Genomic DNA, 16,218 nt, shown 5'->3' on the forward strand with positions numbered 1-16,218 from the left:
TGATGGTCCGCCCCGTCGGGCTGCGTTACTACGTTCCTCAGCGGGGGGTTCCATGTCGGACCAGACTGCCGATATCGAGCGCATCAAGGAAAGCGCCAAGTCTCTCTCCAAGATTCACCGGGAGTTCGACAAGAACGCCAACCCAGCTGACGGGTTGGGGGCGACCACCCTGGGCGATCAGGGCTTGGTTGACGTTTTCGACGAGTTCGGCGACAACTGGAAGATCCATCGGGAGCGTCTTACGGAGGAACTGGAGAATCTTTCGAAGCTCCTTTCCACTGCGGCGAAGTCTTATGAGGACATCGACCACCAACTTGCCGAGGCGCTTCGGAATGCGAGCAAGGAGTCGAAATCCGGGGGAGGCTCCAAGTGACGCGTCCGCGCGCTGAGGAATGGGCCGTTATCGGCGAGGCGGTCGACCCGATCCCCGGCGATCCGGATGCAGTCGCCAAGCTGGGGCGGGATCTCCGGAGGACTGCTGAGGCCATCAAGAAGCAGGCGGGCGAGATTAAAGCGCTTGCGTCTGTCGATGAGTGGAAGAGTAAGACGGCTGAAGAATTCCGTAAGGACGCCGAAGAGGCTGAGGGAAAGCTGCGGAAGGCGTTCAAGCGTTACGACGCCGCTGCTGACGCCCTCGGCGAGAAGGTGACCGACGGCGGCTGCTCCAGTCAGTACGCCTCGGAACTCCACCGTGCGCAGACCATGGCCGACAAGGCGCTCCGCGACGCCCGGGTCGCTGACGACGAGCGCAACGCGAGCAGCGCTGCGATCCGTAAACTCCCGAAGGACGCAGGTGACGACGACCCGGACCGCCAAAAACTGGAGAAGCGTCAGGACGCGGCGAGTTTGGCATTGGAGCGGGCTAAGAAGGATCTCGAGGCAGCCAAAGACGTACGCGATGCTGCAGCGAAGAGGGCGCGGGATGCCATTCGATACGCCATCGACAACGATGGTTTGAAGGATGGCGCCTGGGACAAGTTCAAGGACTGGGTCAACGACAATTCCGGATGGATTGAGAAGGTTCTCGAAATTTCCGGTTGGGTCGCGACCATTTGCGGGACGCTGGCGCTTATGGTGGGGTGGATCCCGATTGTTGGCCAGGTGCTTGCCGGGGTTCTGGGTACCATCGCACTTGTGGCCACTCTGGTTTCGCTCGTGGGGCACACCCTTCTGGCACTGGCCGGTAAGGGTAGTTGGTTCGATGTCGCCCTGGACGTCGTGGGTATTGCGACGTTGGGGATCGGACGCGGGGCTCTCGCCGGAGCCAGGGGCGCATCGGCGGCTGCCAAGAGCTTGGGTCGATCCGCGAGTGCGAGAGCACTCCGGGAGGGCATCAAGGCGAAGCCGGGTTCCGCCGCGTACAAAAAGGCCGTCAACAAAGCTTGGAAGAAGGCTAATCAAGAAAGCGGTGGAGCCTTGCGCGGAAAGGCCGCTGTGGAGGCGATCGCCAAGGCGCCGAAGGGCTGGTTCCCCGGCGCCCAGCGGATGGCGGATGCCTTCAACCCGAAGCTGATCTTGAAGGATTCAGTAGACAGCTTCAAGGCGGTCAAGGACCTGAGCCCCAGCAACCTTCGACAACTTCGGCAGGCTGATACCTGGACCGGCGTCCGGCCAGGGTTGAATGATCCCGGTGTCACGAGTCTGCAGAGGAGCCTCGATCAGATGTCCGACGGTCTGCGGGCCGACAGTGCGGTGAAGGCCGCAACCGACGTTTTCGAGACCCAAACCCGCATCTGGGCCGGCTCCACTGCTGTCGCGTCGACCACCGACCTGCTCGACAAGGGAGACATCACCGGGAGCATCGGTGATCTTGTCGGGATACAAGGACTGGACGACGGGGTTTGGTCGGCGACCGGGATCAAGGACGCCACGACAACGGGTGACGGATGATCAGGGCGAGTCATGGCTGAACAGACAGGGCAGAGTACGCCGCTACGGCGGGCGATCGAGCCGGTTGTGCGCCCTGCGGGGATGCCGCCCCACCATGCCCATGTCGTGCGCAGAGCTCGGCTCTACGCGGAAGGGCGCACCCTGGTGGTGCGTGACGGCCGGTTGCGGGAGCGCCGGTATGGGGTCGGAGGTGATGGCATCCGGCACGCGGTCTTCATCCCGCCGGGCGACCTCTGGGAGACCGTGCAGAAGCGACCCATGGAACGTTGGGGCGTTCTGGCCTTCAAGAGTGAGGCCGAGCGGGAAGTCCTGCGTGTGCCGCTCGCGGCCTGGTTGCCCGAGGCCGGGGTCGTCGGGGCCATGGACCTGAGACCGTCGACGTGCCTGGACCGGACTGGACTCAGGGACCTTGTCGCGACTCTTGGAATTCCACTGGAAGAGGGACTGCAGCCAGCTGACGGAGTCGAGGTACGGGAAAACAGTCGGGGACCCCGACCGGACCGTGCTGTCCATGGCGACCTGCCCCGGTGGCACAGCTGGGCAAGAGGGCTCGGCATGTTCGGTTGGTTCGTGGCTGCTGTAATCGCTTTCGCCGCTGATCTGGTCTGGGCCATGCCTGTTGCTGCCTGCGCCCTCCTCCTGATTCCCGCGTCGGATGGCCTCGTGCGCATCACGGCGTGGTGGCGGAACACGAGAAGCGACTCGTTCGGCGGAGCCCTGACGTTCAGGCCTTCACCGGCAGCCGGAGCGACGCGACGGTTTCTGCGAACGGCTTCCATTCGGGTACTTCCAGACGACGTGGTCTTGACCAACACAGTGGGAGAAGAACGCTGGCTCGGGAGGGCCGGTACGCACGGAGTGGCGAGGTTGGTGCGACTTGTCGCTCCCACGACGGGGGAACCGCTGGCTGTCGCGTTTCTGGACGGCAAGGGCGAGACGCGGGCACTGCTGCCGTGGAAGCACTGGTTCGCGGGACAGCAGGGGCACGATCGCTGGGCTGAGCTGCAAGCGGCACTGGCAGTTGCCGTTGAGGACGAGAAGTTCCGGCAGACCAGGAGCGCCGACGTCTGGTGGCAGGGACACGTCCTCAGCGCGGATGTCCGCAAGATGTCACCGATGGAAGCCAAGGAAGCCAGGAAAGAGGCCGATTGGCACCATTCTGTCATCGGTAGGAATGAACTCCTCACGCTTTCGCTCTTCAGCGCTGTGCTGTTGGCCGGACTCTTCAGTGACGAACTGCCGGCGTTTCTCGCGGGTTTGTTGTCTGCTCTGACCATCGCCGCGGCTCTGGTTCCCGCCGGGACGAGTGCCCTTGTCAGCCGCTTCTCGGGCGACAAGGTGATCGAGAAGGTAGAGGACAACGCATGAGATCAGCCGACGACATCGGAGCCACCATGACCTTGCCTGAAGGCAGTGGCAACATCGCACCGCCGACTGACTACCGGCTCCTTCTGCCGGAGGGATGGTTCCGGGTGGACATCGATCCAGAGCGCCGTGAGCGCTCGGTCGACGTACTGGTCAACCGCCAATTCGAGGGGGTTGATAATGCTCCTCACCTCAAGAGGCAGTTGCGGGAAAGCCTTCTGGCGCAGGCAGCCGCGGCCTTCCGGGACGGTGGCATCGAGCTGTACCTGAGCCTGCAGAAGGCCGCTGCTTTCACCATCCCGGCTTCTCTGCTCGTCACCTTCATGCCGCCTACCGGCGGAGGCCAGCTGCATGTGCAGGACATCGCTACCCGCCTCTCCTCTGACCCAGAGCTGGAAGTGTCAGTGGTCGAACTGTCGTCGGGACACGCTGTGCGCACCCGCAGGTCGACAGGGCAGCCTGACCGCCCGGCTCCGCCAGGTATGCCGGGTGGTCCTGACGAGACTCTTCCCTCAGTCACGCTCGACTATCAACTGCCCGTCCCCAGAGCCGACGCATGTCTACTGCTGACCTTCTCCACCCCCTTGGTGCAGATCGCGGACGCGATGGTCGAGCTCTTCGACGCGGTAGCGGCCTCTCTGGTCTGGGTGGGCGGTGGCACCGATCATGGGTGAGATGAGTGCATGCGGCATCGTCGTTCCGACCGACTGGGTGCCGCTCCCGCTTGAGCCGTCGGACGATGTCAAGGATTGGGCCAAGAGAACCGCGGCGGAGCTGCGTGACCGCAGTAAGGCTGCGGGCTATGAACTGGACAAACGGACGTTGAGGAAGGAGCTGCGGGCCCGTGCCGATGACAGTCGCAGCCGAGATCCTTTCTATGCGTTCGCCTTCTTTCCTGACGGCTTCGACACCGCGCTGGCGGTCCTGGAAGTCGATCTGATTCACCCTGATGAAACAGTTCCCAGTATCACGTTGGAGTGGCTGGCGAAGACCTTCAGCGCCGACGACTTCGGCCCCTCGCAGATTTCGCATACAGATCTTCCGGTCGGCAGTGCCGTACGCATTCGTCAGGACTTCGCTGCTGACTCGGCCTCACGTGTCGAGCCCGGAGTCCTGATGGAAACATTGACGTACGGGATCCTCCCGGATGGGGCCGAGAGCGCCGTCATGCTGTTGGTGTCGTGGACAGTGCCCGGTATCACGGAAGAAATGGAAGCTGCAGCGGACAGCATCGCGCAGACGGTAACGGTGGACTTCTGAAGCTCCACTCCGGGGTCCCCACCGGACGAGACGGTTGATGAGGTCCGGGTTGCCGCCTGGTCGGCTCGACCTGCCAGGCGGCGTCCTGACTCCGCTCGTTGCTCGTCGGTGCAGGGGCGGGGGAACCACTGGGTCGGGTCGGCCTCGAGCTTGAGAAGATCATGATCAGACCTCTCGAAACAGTGAGCAATGGTCAAAGCCTGCGGATCAATAGCTGTTCACATTGCCTCGTGGTGCAGGTGGATGAGCCCTTCGATGGAGCCCAGGCGAGCCCGCGAGGCGGGGTCCGGGGCTCGGGTGGTGGTGAGCAACAGCACCTGGGCCGCCGGGCGTTGTGGAGCATAGAGGTCGCCTTCCCCGTCGTCGCCAGGGGTCGGGTTGGGCTGGATCTTGGTCCGCCCGTTGGGGATGCTGGCGAGGTGGTAGACGCCCCGGTAGTCGCTGTCGCGCTCGGTGAAAACCAGTCCGAGGTGGTCTCTGACGCGTCGGACCAGGTCGTCGGCGGTGTCGGTGCTGGTGCCGTAGGTGTGGCGGTCGGTCATGGTGCACCAGACCCTATGCCGCGACGGTGGCGGGACGCTCGACGAGTTGGCCGCGTTCGAAGCGGGCTCCGGCGCGGACGAGGGCGACGAGGTGGACTGCCCTGATTCCGCTGGTCGATACCCCCGCCGACCCGGAGAAGTACGCGGCGTGGCTTGAGCTGCGAGAGCCTGAGGGCCCAGGACGGCGGCAGGTGTCGGTGGTGGATCTCCCTGCGGGTGCCGGGGTGCGCGTCCTCGGCGCCATCACGCTCGACGTCCATGTCTTGATGCCCGGCGCCGTCGGCAACCTGACGCTCTCCTTTTCCGCTCCGCTTACCGGGATGTCCGGTCCGATGGGGCGCTTGTGTGATGCGATCACGGGTTCCCTGCGGTGGGTGGAGTGACGAGGAGCCGTCGGCGCGGGAGGACTGCAGATGCAGAGGCAAGGTGACGGAATGGGTGTCGACCGTCGCTCGGGAATGCGCGACGGTTTCGGGATCGCTGGAGTGATCCTCTGCCTGGTGATCGGTACGGGCGTGGTCCTGCTGCTCATGGGCCTGTGGAAACGGTTCGCCCGCGTAACCATCCCGACGCTCGTAGAACTGCCCGCAGGCTCATGGGCGCTCGGTGCAGTCCTCGGCGTGATCACCGTTCTCGGTGTGATCGGAGGAGTGCGCTGTGCCTCTGGGGTCTCCGGCAGGACCGCGCTGGCGCACGGGCTGCGGACGGCGGGAGCGGCAGCATGTTGGGCTGCGGCCTTCGGGCCGTTCTTCTATCTGCTGAGCGGCCTTCGCGCCAGGAACTGCCACTCGGCGAGCTGCGCCTACATTCCGGGAACGGGCATCGCGTTTCTCGCGTACGTCGTTTGTGGGGGCTTGGTGGGCTGGCTCCTGTATCGCTGGAACAGGGCACGGACCGAGGAACGGAGGGCTCAGGAGCGGGAGAGGGCGCGGAGGCTTCGGAAGAAGGGCAAGGGGAAGAGCCGGGCGGCACGGGGGCGTTAGGACTGCGCCGGCGTCTGAGGAGGACATGGTTGTCCGAGTGCAGCAGCGCTGGGTGAGCGACAGCCAGCGCGTACCCCAACCTTGCGGTGAGTGAGGCCAGTTCCTCCGCCCATGCTCCACGTGCTCTCGCGAATGCCGCTCAACGATGCTCGCCGCTTGAATCCGCCCCGGGTGGCGCCGGTCAATGAGCCGTCCCGGGGAGCCGGAGCGTCCGCGCGAAGTCGTCCAGTGCCTCCATTGCCGCGGCGATCACTTCCGGATCGTCGTGGTGCCCGCGGAGGCACACGTCAGGGATGCCAGGCGGTGTGTGCCAGTGATAGGTCACCGAGGTCATCATGATGGTGCTGTCCGCCGGGTATGAGCGGGTTACCCGGACGCCGTCCTCGCCCAGATACGGGGAGGCGAACGCAATGCTGCCGGTGCGCTGCTGCCACTCGGGGATGTCCGGGTTCGGCACGGTCGGCGCGCTGAACCCCTCACAGGAGGCTGCGTCAGGGGCTTCGCAGTGGATGCGGGTGGCGTGCATCACCAAGGGCATATAGGTGAGCGGAACGGGGTGGTAGATGAACGCCTCGTCGGCCTGGAGCTTGTCCCTCAGGATGACAAGCGTCTGCTCGTAGAAGGTCTTGTGGAAGCGGCGGAGCTTACGGGTGAGTTCGATGTTGTGAATGGCGGCCAAGCCGATCAGGTGCTGGTTCAGCCATTCCTTGAAGGTCCGTCTGTCGATCTGGAGATGAAGATAGCCCCAAAGGAACGGGTCGGCATCCGTGTCGATGTGGAGCGGAGCGCCGAGGTCGGTGCTCCAGAGGGTCCCGTCTGGCATGAGTGGTCTCTTTCGTCGGTGCGCGGGCAGTAAGGGGGAGGTCCTCAGGAGTAGCTCCAGCGGAAGGTGCTCATGACGGCGTCGAACAGCTCCACGAGGGTGTCGTAGAAGGCGGAATCCGAGCCGGGCGCGATCAGGGCGCTGAAGGAGAAGGTGAGGTACCGGTCAGGCGTGCTCTCCGGGATCGGCACGAAGTACTCGACCCGGCGGTGAGCGACGTCGACGCCCTGGGCCGGGTCAGGGGGTACATCTCGCTCCGAGCGCAGGGCTGCGGTGCCGTCGAGCTCTCGCACCTCGGCTCCGCGGGTCTCGGAGGCGAGCGTGGCCAGGACCGCTTCTGGACCGCTGTTGGGCCTGACCCGTGGAACCTCGATCGGCTCGGAGGCCACGATCGAGACGGGCAGCGCGACGCCGTGGAGGCGTTCGGTGGGGAGGTAGAGGGTCATTCCTCTCTTGGCACTGGCCCGGCGGACGACCTTCTTCATCTCCTGGGTGAGCTTCAGCCGGGCCTTCGGAATGTCGTCCTTGGGAAAACCGACGGGCAGTTGCCTGACGGCCTTGCGGACGATGCGGTCCATCGCCTCCTGAGTACCGGAGTGCAGCGGAATCACGTCCCAGCCGGGCGGCGGCACCAGGTTGAAGCCATCAGGGGCCCGGCGGTGCTCAACGCTGGTCATTGCGCCCCCGCGTCACTTCCACGGCATAGGCAACGCCTACGAAGAGAGCCCACGCCGGGGCGGCGATCATGCCCGGCCAGAAGCCGAAGAACAACGAGGGCAGGAAGAAGCCGCCGCCCATGGCCAGATCTCGGGTGAGGTAGGGCGGCCGGCCCGCATAACGGGGGTACTTCGCGAACACCCAGACGTAGTGCAGGAGGCAGCCGACGATCCCGGCCTCATAGACATAAAGCACTTCATGCATCAGGGACTTCGGCACCAGGATCATAATCCCCAATACCGGGAGGAATAGGGGCATTCCGATGATCAGTGTCAGCCGGAGCCGCCTGTTGGGGCCGGTGCCGAGCCCGGTGCGGGCGGCTTCGGCCTCGACAATGCGTTGCGCCGAGTTCAGGTCCATGCTCATTCCTCACCAGTGGGTGTCGGGCGCGGGCTTCAGCGTGTTGTCCTTCCAGTCCGAGTACGCCGTGTTGTACGGCTTCTCGCCGCTTCCGAACTTTTCGTCGGTCAAGCTTGTCAGGTCGCTTTTGCCCAGCGCTTTGTCGGTGACGTCCATCCCCATGCCGGTCCAGGCGATGCCGAGGCCCACCTGATAGGACTTGTACGCCTTGTCCGCGGCGGCCCCTGCGGCCTCCGGGAAGGCAGCTTTGTTCGCCTGCAGCATCTTCGCCATGCCGGCCATCTCCTTGTCGCCGAGGTGCACCAGCGTCGACAACGGGCTCACCCTGAGCGGTCCCTTGGCGACCAGGCCGACGTTCTGGGAGATGGACTTGCGCATCGCGTTACGGGCCGCTCCGAGGGCCTGACGCCCTGCTCCTTGCGGCATTTTGGTCATCGTCCGGCCCGTTTCGTCCAGGATGCCCTTGACGCCCCTGAGCCCTCGGCTCAGGCCGGCGGTCCGGGCGGCCTGGGCGGCACCCACGGTGGCCTTGGCGCCTCTGGCGAGCTTCGAGGCGGCCCCGATGCCACCCACGACGAGCAGCCCACCCACGACGTCGAAGATGACATCCGTCCAGGTGGCGTCGCCGGATGCCACCAACAGGAGTCTGAGCCCGATCGTGAGCGCCGCGATGCCTATGACGAGAAGGTTCAAGCCGGGGATGGCGAGTGCCAGAAAACCTGCAACCGTCGCGACCCAGCCGAGAACATCGATGAACGCCTTGATCAGGTCGGCATTGTCATGGACCCAGCCCTTGATGTCGTCCCACGGCGAGTCCTCGATCACGTCGTCGATCTCGGCGCGGATCTTCCCGGCATGGTGGTCGGCGCGGGTGTCCCGGTTTCCGGTGATCTCGTTCAGCCGGCTTCGGTACGACTGGAGGGGGTCGTGGTCGGTGCCGCTGACAGAGGGCCGGGGGGTGTCCTTGTCGGCGGAGGCGGCTTCCTTCTTCTTCTCCGCCTCGATCTCGCCCTGCTTCTCCTTCGCCTGGCGCAGGACCTTGTCGGCGTCCGACTGGAAGTCCTCCAGCTCGTTCGACCACGTGGTCAGATGGCCGTGTACACGTTCGTACCGGTCGGCCACCTCCCGCATGTGCTTCTCCAGCGTGCCGGACTCCTCGCGCAGGCGCTTGACGTACTTGCCCTTGAGGGTGTCCTCGTTGCTGATCGCCTTGAGGTTCTTGGCCTGTTCCCGGAGTTTCTTGGCGACCGAGACCATGTGCTTGACCTCGGCGCGGATCTCCTCCGGGTCGCCGGGCACCGGGTCGGAGTCGCAGAGCGGCTGCCAGTCGACCGGACGGCGCTTGGATGTCGGTGTCACTTCTTCTGCTTCTTCTTGTTCTGCTTGGCCAACTCCTCGTCCAGGCTCACGAACGCCTTCTTGGTGCCGGCGACGAGTTGGCCGACGGATTCGAGCGACTCGACGAGCCGGGTGCGGTAGTCGTCCCAGTTGTCCACGAAGTGCACCATCACTTCGGCTATCTCACCGGAGCCCCAGTGCTTGTCCATGTCGTCGCGACGGTTCTCGATGTCCTCGAAGGTCTTCTTGAGCCGCCCGAGCTTGCGCTCGCAGTCCGCGAGGAACTCGTAGTCGACCGTCAGGTCCGAGTCGCTCATGGATGACCCTTCCCCCGTGTGTGTGCTCGCTGCTGTCGGATCACCGGTTGACGGCTTGGATCTCCTGGACGGTGACCGCCTGTTCGTTGCCGAACGTCCCGTCGGGCAGGTCGCCGCCGGCGCCGCCGGTGCCGGTCCAGGCGATCTCCCACGTGATGGTGGCCTGGAGCTTGTACGTGCCGTCGCCGGACGAGCGGAAATACTTGAGGCCACAGGGCGGCGTCTGGTCGGCCTTGCCCTTGGCGTAGGGCTCGCCGATGGACTTGTCGGCGTTGATGACGCACTCGCCGGATGCCGGGTAGGTCTCGGCGTCCTTGGTGCCCGGCTCCAGCTTGAGGGACACCGGCCTGGCGGTGGTCGTGGCCTGGATGTTGAACCCGGGGACGTTGAGGGCCGCCGTCGCCTGGACCTCGTCGAAGACAGCCTTGTCGAGCCACGCCCAGGTCGGCAGGTTCACCTTGGTGTTGGCCTCGGGAGCGAGGGTGACCTTGGTGTCGGGGAGCTCCATGTGCTGGTAGGCGAGAGCGGCGAGGATCTCCGGGCTGATGGCCTCCTCGTACTGGGGCGGCGGGGCCTCACCGTTCTCCACCCAGAAGGGGAGGTCCGTACACGAGGACCGCTTGAGGGGGTCCGGCTCGTTGGGGTTCTCGACGCCGGCCCAGAACATTCCCTTGCCGTCGTTCTCGACGTTGTAGTCCTTGTAGCCGGGAGTGTCGGTCCAGCCGTACTCATCCTCGTAGTGGCGCTTTGTCTCGCCGAGCGCTGAACCGGCGGTCCCGCCCATTCCGGGTGTGTTCAGCTGGCCCTCGATGTGCTTGGACATCTCCTTCTTGAAGTCCTTGGCACCGAGGTAAGGCGCGTACCAGCAGGGAGGTGGTGTCCAGTTAACGTCGGAGGACGTCACGTTTCCGGTGCCGCCGTCCTTGGCAACGGATCCGGAGTACTGGATGCGGGCGGCAGCGTAGATGCCGTTGCCGTTGCCGCCGCCCGACTCTTCTGTGTTGGCACCCTGGGTATTGGCTGGCTCTTCTCCCGCGTAGGCCGGATTCGCGCAGGCGAGTACGCCCATCGTCAGCCCCAGGGCCGCTGCGCCTGTGCTGAGGGCTAGGTGCAGCGACCTGTTCACTGGCACTTCGCCGCCTTGGCCTCGACGTACACCTTGGACGCCTGCCACAGACCTTCCCCGGTGGGGACCTTGACCATGATGATTTTGAAATAGTCGAAGTCCGTGATGCTGGGGGCGCCCTTCAGGACCTTTCCGGTCTTGATCTCCTTGGAGTAGAACTTGCTTGAATCCACGCAGAACGCAACCTCCACCGAGCTTCCGTTCGGTGCGGACCGGGTGGTGGCCTGGTAGTGGCGCCGTGTGCCTTCTGCCGTCCAGCCGCCTTCTAGCCGGGCGTCGATCTGCGTCTTCGCGTACCTAGTCCCATCGCCTGTCGAGTAGGCGACCAAGGAGGCGTCCTTGGTCGTGCGTTTGTCAACGCCTCGGTAGATGGACCGGACGAAGTTCGCCGCGTCCTGCATCGCAGCCGCTTCGTTCTTGTCCTTCGGCTTGTCCCAGTCGAAGACCAGGTTCATGTCCTTCGGCAGGGACACGTCCACGCCGTCCGGCTTGTCCTCTGCCGGTGCTCCCGACGGTGATGCCGACTCCTTCGGCGTCTCCGCCCCCTGGTCGGCGCCGGCGATCTTGTCGTTGTCGCTGGACTTGTCGTCCCCGCTACCGCAGGCCGTCAACAGCAGTGCTGCCGTCGCCGCCAGCGCGGCAGCAACGGGCAAAGGGCGGCGCTTCACAGTGGACTCTCCCCGTGAGACAGATGTGAGGTCAGGGAGACAGACGCTATCGGTGAGGTTCTGGGTTTCGCCACAGCGAACTGGGCGATGCGCAGGGCATTTGGGGCGTATGAGGGTGTAGTGGCGCGGAGTTGTGCTCAGGTCGTGTCTCAGCGATGGCAGCCCCGGACGCTCGATCGCGCCGCGTCCGGGGCCGTCGCTGTCGCCTGGGGGTTTTGCTATCGCGTCGCCCTGCATCCAGCACACGCGCATGGCGGATCTGCGGAGGTGTACGGGACGGGATCGGCGGGGCCGCCGGCCGTGATCTCGACTCTGCCGCGGTCCTCCGTAATGGCGCCTTCGGCGTCGACTCTGTAGACGTGGAGCGTCATGCGCGAGTGGCGGTAGGGGGATTGCAGGAGATCAACCGCGCCCTCCAGGGCCGGGTAGTGACTGACGCACTCCTGGCAGGCGTAGATGTTGAGGGCCACGCCTGGCGGGACGGGGAACTGGCGGATCGGGGTCGGTTCACCGGTGGAGCGTTCGCAGCGGGTGCACATCCGCAGCGCCGGGCGCGTCATCGGTCGGCCGCCGATACCCGTACGCCGTGGATGTGTTTCGCGCCCACATCGATGCCGAGGGTGGCCAGGCGAGCGGCTCGACGGCGTTCGCGTTGGCGGCGGTGTTCGGCGGAGTCCAGGACGTACGGGCGTACCAGGCGGCACGCGGTGCCGTCGAGCAGTTCGCGTGAAGCTGGAACAGGAGTTCGGAGTTGCTCGCGAGACCGTTCGTAAGGCCACCGCAGCCTTGCGGGAGGAAGGGCTGATCGTCACCACGCGGGGCATGGGATCGTTCGTCGCGGAGCGCTGAGCGGCTCCGAGGGGTCTCGGTGGGAATCGACGCGTAGTCAGGGCCCGCCGGGGCGCCTTGTGGGAACGCCCTGCGCGAGGACCGGCCGCCCGGTTGATCAACGAGCTCCGCACGAGGACTACTTCGCGAGCTTGGAGTCCTGCGCCCGCACCACGTTCGCGGGCATCTCGGCGTCGCTGGGCCGCCTGCTGTCGGCGATGGCGAAGCCGTTCACCGAGAAGTACACGGCGAGCCCCGCAGGGAGTCGGGGAAGTCGCTGTCCGATGTGATGAGGACGAGGTCGCGCCGGTCCGCGAGCCGGTCGCGGACCGATCCGGCCAGGAGGTCGGACTCGCCGTCGAAGGCGTCACCCTTGGTGAGGGGGATGAGCACGACCTTGATGGGCAGGCCCGTGCGGCGGATCCGGTCCGCCAGTTGCCGCCGCCGCGACGGCGGTACGGCTTCGGCGTAGGCCTCGTCGACGTAGACGGGGGAGGTGCGCAGGGCGTTCGCGATGCGCTGCCCGGCGCTCGGGCCGTCGCCGTCCGCCGCGACGGCGCTGCCCGTCGTGGTGAGCGCCGTCAGCAGCAGTGCCGCGAGGGCGCTGATCACGCGTTTCGCGTCAGTGGGCACCTGCGGTCTCCCTCACCTTGTCGATGAGCCGGGCGATTCCTTGCGGTACGGCGGTCAGGGGGCCGTCGGTCACGTCGTAGTAGGGGAGGCGGGCGTTGCCGAGGGAGGGGTCGGGCAGCTTCAGCAACCGGTCCGGGATGCCGCGCGGTGCGGCGACGGCCGTGTCGCCGCAGGGCGGGCAGACGGGGAGCAGGCGGCGGCTGTTGCCCTCGGCCGAGACGCGGACGTGGTGACGGCGGGCGGCGGGGCCGTGCAGCGGGTTGACGCCGCAGCACAGGTCGGCCGTTTCGCCGGCGAGCGCGGCACGGCCGGCTCGTGCGAGCACGATGACGGCGACCAGGGTCGCGGCATCCGTCCCCGGCTGCCGCACGCGCCCCGGGTCGCCGTCGACCAGGAGCAGCGCGGCGTCGAGGTGGTCCCAGGCGCGGTCGCGGTCCTCCGGGTCGGTGAATCCAGCGATGAGCGCGGTGAGTTCGGCGTAGGCGGTGCGTCGGAGGTAGGACGCCGACGGTTCGGTCGGGGCGGTGAGCGGCAGGTTGCCGGAGGGCTCGGGCGCGGGGGAGCGCCGCCGCCGTACGGCCCGGACGATCCATGTCGCCCCGGCCACGACGCTCGACAGCAGGAGGGCCGCGAAGGCGCCCACGACCAGGCCCGGCCAGAAGTCCGTGGAGAACAGGGGCGGGAGGGCGGTCTCGTCGGCGGCGCTCGGCGCTGCGGGGGGCGCGGGCTCGGACCAGGGCCGGTCGGTGCGCGGGGTGTCGTCGAGGAAGGTCATCAGCGCGTCGAGGCGCTCGCCGAGGAGGTGGTCGTCGGCCTCGTCCGCCCTGCTGTCGCCCAGCGTGACGGAGTCCGGTACGTCGATGGAGAGGCGGTTGCCGTCCAGGCGCAGGCCGTGGTTGTAGACGTCGATCGTGCCGTCGCCAGGGTCGGCGACCACGTACACCCCGTCCCTGCCCACCTTGGCGTGCACCGCCGCGGCGAACAGCGCCGAGTCGCCGGCCGACTCGCTCGCCGGAGTCTGCGGCACGAGGGAGACGTACACGGGGCCGCCGCCGTCGGAAAGCCGGAAGTCCCGGATCCGCTCGTGCAGCCGGGCCAGTTGCCGGGCGTCGAGGACGCGCGGGCTCTCCGGATCGGCGTACACCGGGTCCTGCTTCAGCCCCGCCGCGACCCGCTCCACACGGGCGGACAGGTCGGCGGGGCTGGGAGGCCGCGCCGCGCTCGACCGGGTCTGGTCGAAGACGACGGTGGCGGTGAGGGCGACAGCGGCGGCGGAGAGGAGAGCCGCACCCCAGACGAGCCGACGCAGAACGGGCTTCTTCGGTCGCCCGCGCCCCGCGAAGGCCGCGAGCAGCAGGATCGTCAGGGGTACGCCGGTGAGCAGGATGCCCGTGAGGAACGACTGGTTGCGGCGGTCGGACGGGCCGATGTACAGGTCGGCTGCCTCGTCGTCCCGGTACCTCTCGCGGGCGGCCTCGGCTCGGGCGGTGGCCTTCTCGTCGCCCTGCGCGATGACGTCGGCGAAGCGCTCGAAGCTGCGCAACGGGCCTGCGTCGTAGGGGAGTTCGTACTGTGTGACGATGAGGGCGGCGTCGGCGGCGGCGCGGACGCCGAAGGCCCTGGCCTCCGCGATGTCCGGTCCCTCGAACAGGACGAACAGCCCGTCCCGCCCGAGCCGGTCGTGCACCGCGCCGAGCAACTGCCCGCCGTCCGTGCTGCTCTGCACGGGCAGGACCAGGACGTAGGTCGGGACGCCGGTCTTCTTCGCGATGCGGGCGAGGTCGGGGGTGGTGGAGCGGGGGATCTCGCGGGGGAGCTGGTCAGTGACGTGAACCGGGTTCTCGCGGAGGCGGTCGGCGAGGTAGGCGGCCCGGGTGGGGGCGTCGGCGGCGTCGGCGGTGTCCACGGCGTCGGCGGGTGTGGCGGTTGCGAAGAGGGCCGTCAGCGCGCACAGGGTGAGGAGCAGCCGGAGAACGCGCTTGCGCCTGCCGCTCGTTGTCCATATCGGCGCTGGGCAGGCGCCGTTCGTCGTGATCGCTCTCACCGGTGAGTCCCCCGCGGTCCGTTCGATGTCCGCGCGGCACTCTACTCGGCCGTTCGCGAGTGCTACAGATCATGTCGGCCGGGTCGAATCTCGCGCCGGATCCGCAACCAGGTCGCCTGCCTCGCGATGCCCCTGAAGGCTGATGGCGACGCTTACGGCAGTCCTTCGTGAGGGCACGACCGCGCGAAGCCCCGCCCCGACTTCGTGAGTGAATCGTGCAGGCATGATGGCCGACAGGTGACGAACCCGTCCGTCGACCAGAGCTGTTGGGGGTGGGGGCGATTCGCTGGCGCACAGGTGGCGGTGTCGTGTGGAGTCGGTCTCGGCCGGGCTGAGCAGGGCCGACGTTGCAGATGGATAACAGGCCGCATCCTGCGGCCCATGAGGCCGGGCGCGTCTTGAGGGGCTTATGTGCGGCTGATACGGTGCGATGGCTTGACACTCACCCCCAGTGCTGACTATTCGCCCAGGCCGGGCGGGTACGTCCGGCCCGTCCCGCACTTCTCCGTGTGGGTCGACGCGGGTGGAGTGTCCCAATGTGAAGGCACATGACAGACATCTTCTTGGGTGTACGGGGAGCGGTTGCGTGAAGATCCAAGAGCGTACGGGGGCGGGCGCGGGTCGTTCCGGCGTTCCGGCTCAGCCGTCGGTCGGTGACCGGCTTCCCACCCCTCCTCGCGAGCGCAAACCGGCACTGGCGGCGCTCGCGGTGCTGCTGATCCTCGTGGGCGCGCTGGGCGTGACGATGCTCGTGCTGCAGGTCGGCAACCGCATCGAGGTCGTCAAGGTGACGAAGGACATCCAGGCCGGGGAGTCCGTCGGTGACAACGTGAGCTCGGTGATGGTCGCCGCCGACGACAGCATCAACTACGTCACGTGGGATCAGCGGAACGCGCTGAAGACCCTCAAGGCCAAGTCCACGATCTACTCCGACACGATCGTGATGGGCCAGATGTTCGCCAAGAAGGCCGGCATTCCCGCCGGCAAGGCCTCCGTCGGGCTCGCCCTCAAGGAAGGCACGTACCCCGCGGACATCAAGGCCGGCGACATCGTCACCGCCTACCGCGTGGGCACCAACGGCTCCAGCTCGAGCAGCTCCGACAGCGACAGCGGTTCGGGCGGCACCTCGGCATCCGGCGGCGGCGCCCTCGTCGAGAACGCGAGTGTGCACGGCGTCGCCGAGAACGACGACGCCACCGTGAGCACGGGCAACCTCTCGCTCACCCTTCTCGTCGACCAGGCCGACGCGGCCGCGCTCGCCTCCGCGGCGGCCGCGAACCAGGTCGCCATCGTGCACGTCCCCGGCAACTAGAAGGCGGCACCC

Annotated in this window: 20 protein-coding genes; 10 read left to right on the forward strand and 10 right to left on the reverse strand. The window is 66.7% G+C overall.

The features are described 5' to 3' along the window. Nucleotides 1-52: 52 nt before the first annotated feature. Genes QNO09_RS29755 through QNO09_RS29775 form a run of 5 tightly spaced genes read left to right on the forward strand, consistent with a single transcriptional unit; the run spans nt 53 to nt 4,515 of the window. On the forward strand, nt 53-373 hold the full coding sequence (locus QNO09_RS29755; RefSeq protein ID WP_283973347.1) for a DUF6317 family protein: 321 nt from the start codon (nt 53-55) through the stop codon (nt 371-373). Then, nucleotides 370-1,890, forward strand: coding sequence for a putative T7SS-secreted protein (locus tag QNO09_RS29760; RefSeq protein WP_283973348.1), 1,521 nt, complete (start codon nt 370-372; stop codon nt 1,888-1,890). The genes QNO09_RS29755 and QNO09_RS29760 overlap by 4 nt, the downstream gene beginning before the upstream one ends. Nucleotides 1,891-1,902: 12 nt before the next feature. After that, complete coding sequence (locus tag QNO09_RS29765; RefSeq protein WP_283973349.1) at nt 1,903-3,258, forward strand: hypothetical protein; 1,356 nt, start codon at nt 1,903-1,905, stop codon at nt 3,256-3,258. Then, on the forward strand, nt 3,255-3,929 hold the full coding sequence (locus QNO09_RS29770) for a hypothetical protein (RefSeq protein ID WP_283973350.1): 675 nt from the start codon (nt 3,255-3,257) through the stop codon (nt 3,927-3,929). Before QNO09_RS29765 ends, QNO09_RS29770 begins: the two co-directional genes overlap by 4 nt. Further along, nucleotides 3,922-4,515: a hypothetical protein gene (locus QNO09_RS29775; protein WP_283973351.1), complete on the forward strand. Its 594-nt coding sequence runs from the start codon at nt 3,922-3,924 to the stop codon at nt 4,513-4,515. The genes QNO09_RS29770 and QNO09_RS29775 overlap by 8 nt, the downstream gene beginning before the upstream one ends. A gap of 218 nt (nt 4,516-4,733) precedes the next feature. On the opposite strand, the gene QNO09_RS29780 is transcribed toward QNO09_RS29775, so the two are convergent. Further along, a complete protein-coding gene (locus tag QNO09_RS29780) occupies nt 4,734-5,057 on the reverse strand; it encodes a hypothetical protein (protein WP_283973352.1) in 324 nt (107 codons plus the stop codon). Nucleotides 5,058-5,257: 200 nt separating this feature from the next. On the opposite strand from QNO09_RS29780, the gene QNO09_RS29785 reads away from it, so the two are divergent. Beyond that, nucleotides 5,258-5,440, forward strand: a complete 183-nt coding sequence (locus QNO09_RS29785; protein WP_283973353.1) for a hypothetical protein — start codon at nt 5,258-5,260, stop codon at nt 5,438-5,440. 51 nt (nt 5,441-5,491) lie between these two features. Next, a complete protein-coding gene (locus tag QNO09_RS29790) occupies nt 5,492-6,040 on the forward strand; it encodes a hypothetical protein (RefSeq protein WP_283973354.1) in 549 nt (182 codons plus the stop codon). A 181-nt stretch (nt 6,041-6,221) separates the two neighbouring features. On the opposite strand, the gene QNO09_RS29795 is transcribed toward QNO09_RS29790, so the two are convergent. The 7 genes from QNO09_RS29795 to QNO09_RS29825 are packed head-to-tail and all read right to left on the reverse strand — an operon-like array spanning nt 6,222 to nt 11,389. After that, nucleotides 6,222-6,863 carry a hypothetical protein gene (locus QNO09_RS29795; RefSeq protein WP_283973355.1) on the reverse strand — a complete coding sequence of 214 codons (642 nt, stop codon included), beginning with the start codon at nt 6,861-6,863 and terminating at the stop codon, nt 6,222-6,224. A gap of 44 nt (nt 6,864-6,907) precedes the next feature. Beyond that, the gene (locus QNO09_RS29800; protein WP_283973356.1) at nt 6,908-7,540 is read right to left on the reverse strand and encodes a hypothetical protein; all 633 of its coding nucleotides are present in this window, start codon (nt 7,538-7,540) and stop codon (nt 6,908-6,910) included. Continuing rightward, a complete protein-coding gene (locus tag QNO09_RS29805) occupies nt 7,527-7,940 on the reverse strand; it encodes a hypothetical protein (protein WP_283973357.1) in 414 nt (137 codons plus the stop codon). The genes QNO09_RS29800 and QNO09_RS29805 overlap by 14 nt, the downstream gene beginning before the upstream one ends. A gap of 9 nt (nt 7,941-7,949) precedes the next feature. Then, the gene (locus QNO09_RS29810; RefSeq protein WP_283973358.1) at nt 7,950-9,299 is read right to left on the reverse strand and encodes a coiled-coil domain-containing 22 family protein; all 1,350 of its coding nucleotides are present in this window, start codon (nt 9,297-9,299) and stop codon (nt 7,950-7,952) included. Next, nucleotides 9,296-9,595: a hypothetical protein gene (locus QNO09_RS29815; protein WP_283973359.1), complete on the reverse strand. Its 300-nt coding sequence runs from the start codon at nt 9,593-9,595 to the stop codon at nt 9,296-9,298. The genes QNO09_RS29810 and QNO09_RS29815 overlap by 4 nt, the downstream gene beginning before the upstream one ends. A 40-nt stretch (nt 9,596-9,635) precedes the next feature. Beyond that, nucleotides 9,636-10,664, reverse strand: coding sequence for a hypothetical protein (locus QNO09_RS29820; protein ID WP_283973360.1), 1,029 nt, complete (start codon nt 10,662-10,664; stop codon nt 9,636-9,638). Nucleotides 10,665-10,717: 53 nt separating this feature from the next. After that, nucleotides 10,718-11,389, reverse strand: coding sequence for a hypothetical protein (locus tag QNO09_RS29825; protein ID WP_283973361.1), 672 nt, complete (start codon nt 11,387-11,389; stop codon nt 10,718-10,720). Between the two features lie 586 nt (nt 11,390-11,975). Here QNO09_RS29825 and QNO09_RS29830 point away from each other — a divergent pair. Both QNO09_RS29830 and QNO09_RS29835 read left to right on the forward strand, forming a co-directional pair. Further along, nucleotides 11,976-12,119 carry a hypothetical protein gene (locus QNO09_RS29830; protein WP_283973362.1) on the forward strand — a complete coding sequence of 48 codons (144 nt, stop codon included), beginning with the start codon at nt 11,976-11,978 and terminating at the stop codon, nt 12,117-12,119. Beyond that, nucleotides 12,116-12,238: a GntR family transcriptional regulator gene (locus QNO09_RS29835; RefSeq protein ID WP_451522071.1), complete on the forward strand. Its 123-nt coding sequence runs from the start codon at nt 12,116-12,118 to the stop codon at nt 12,236-12,238. The genes QNO09_RS29830 and QNO09_RS29835 overlap by 4 nt, the downstream gene beginning before the upstream one ends. A gap of 210 nt (nt 12,239-12,448) precedes the next feature. Here QNO09_RS29835 and QNO09_RS29840 read toward each other — a convergent pair whose 3' ends face one another. Next, a complete protein-coding gene (locus QNO09_RS29840) occupies nt 12,449-12,850 on the reverse strand; it encodes a hypothetical protein (protein WP_283973363.1) in 402 nt (133 codons plus the stop codon). After that, a complete protein-coding gene (locus QNO09_RS29845) occupies nt 12,840-14,894 on the reverse strand; it encodes a hypothetical protein (RefSeq protein WP_283973364.1) in 2,055 nt (684 codons plus the stop codon). The genes QNO09_RS29840 and QNO09_RS29845 overlap by 11 nt, the downstream gene beginning before the upstream one ends. Before the next feature lie 586 nt (nt 14,895-15,480). Between QNO09_RS29845 and QNO09_RS29850 the strand changes: the two genes are divergently transcribed. Continuing rightward, complete coding sequence (locus QNO09_RS29850; RefSeq protein ID WP_283973365.1) at nt 15,481-16,206, forward strand: hypothetical protein; 726 nt, start codon at nt 15,481-15,483, stop codon at nt 16,204-16,206. Nucleotides 16,207-16,218: the final 12 nt, after the last annotated feature.

Origin of the sequence: Streptomyces sp. 378 (genome assembly GCF_030124145.1) — a bacterium.
Taxonomy (GTDB): domain Bacteria; phylum Actinomycetota; class Actinomycetes; order Streptomycetales; family Streptomycetaceae; genus Streptomyces.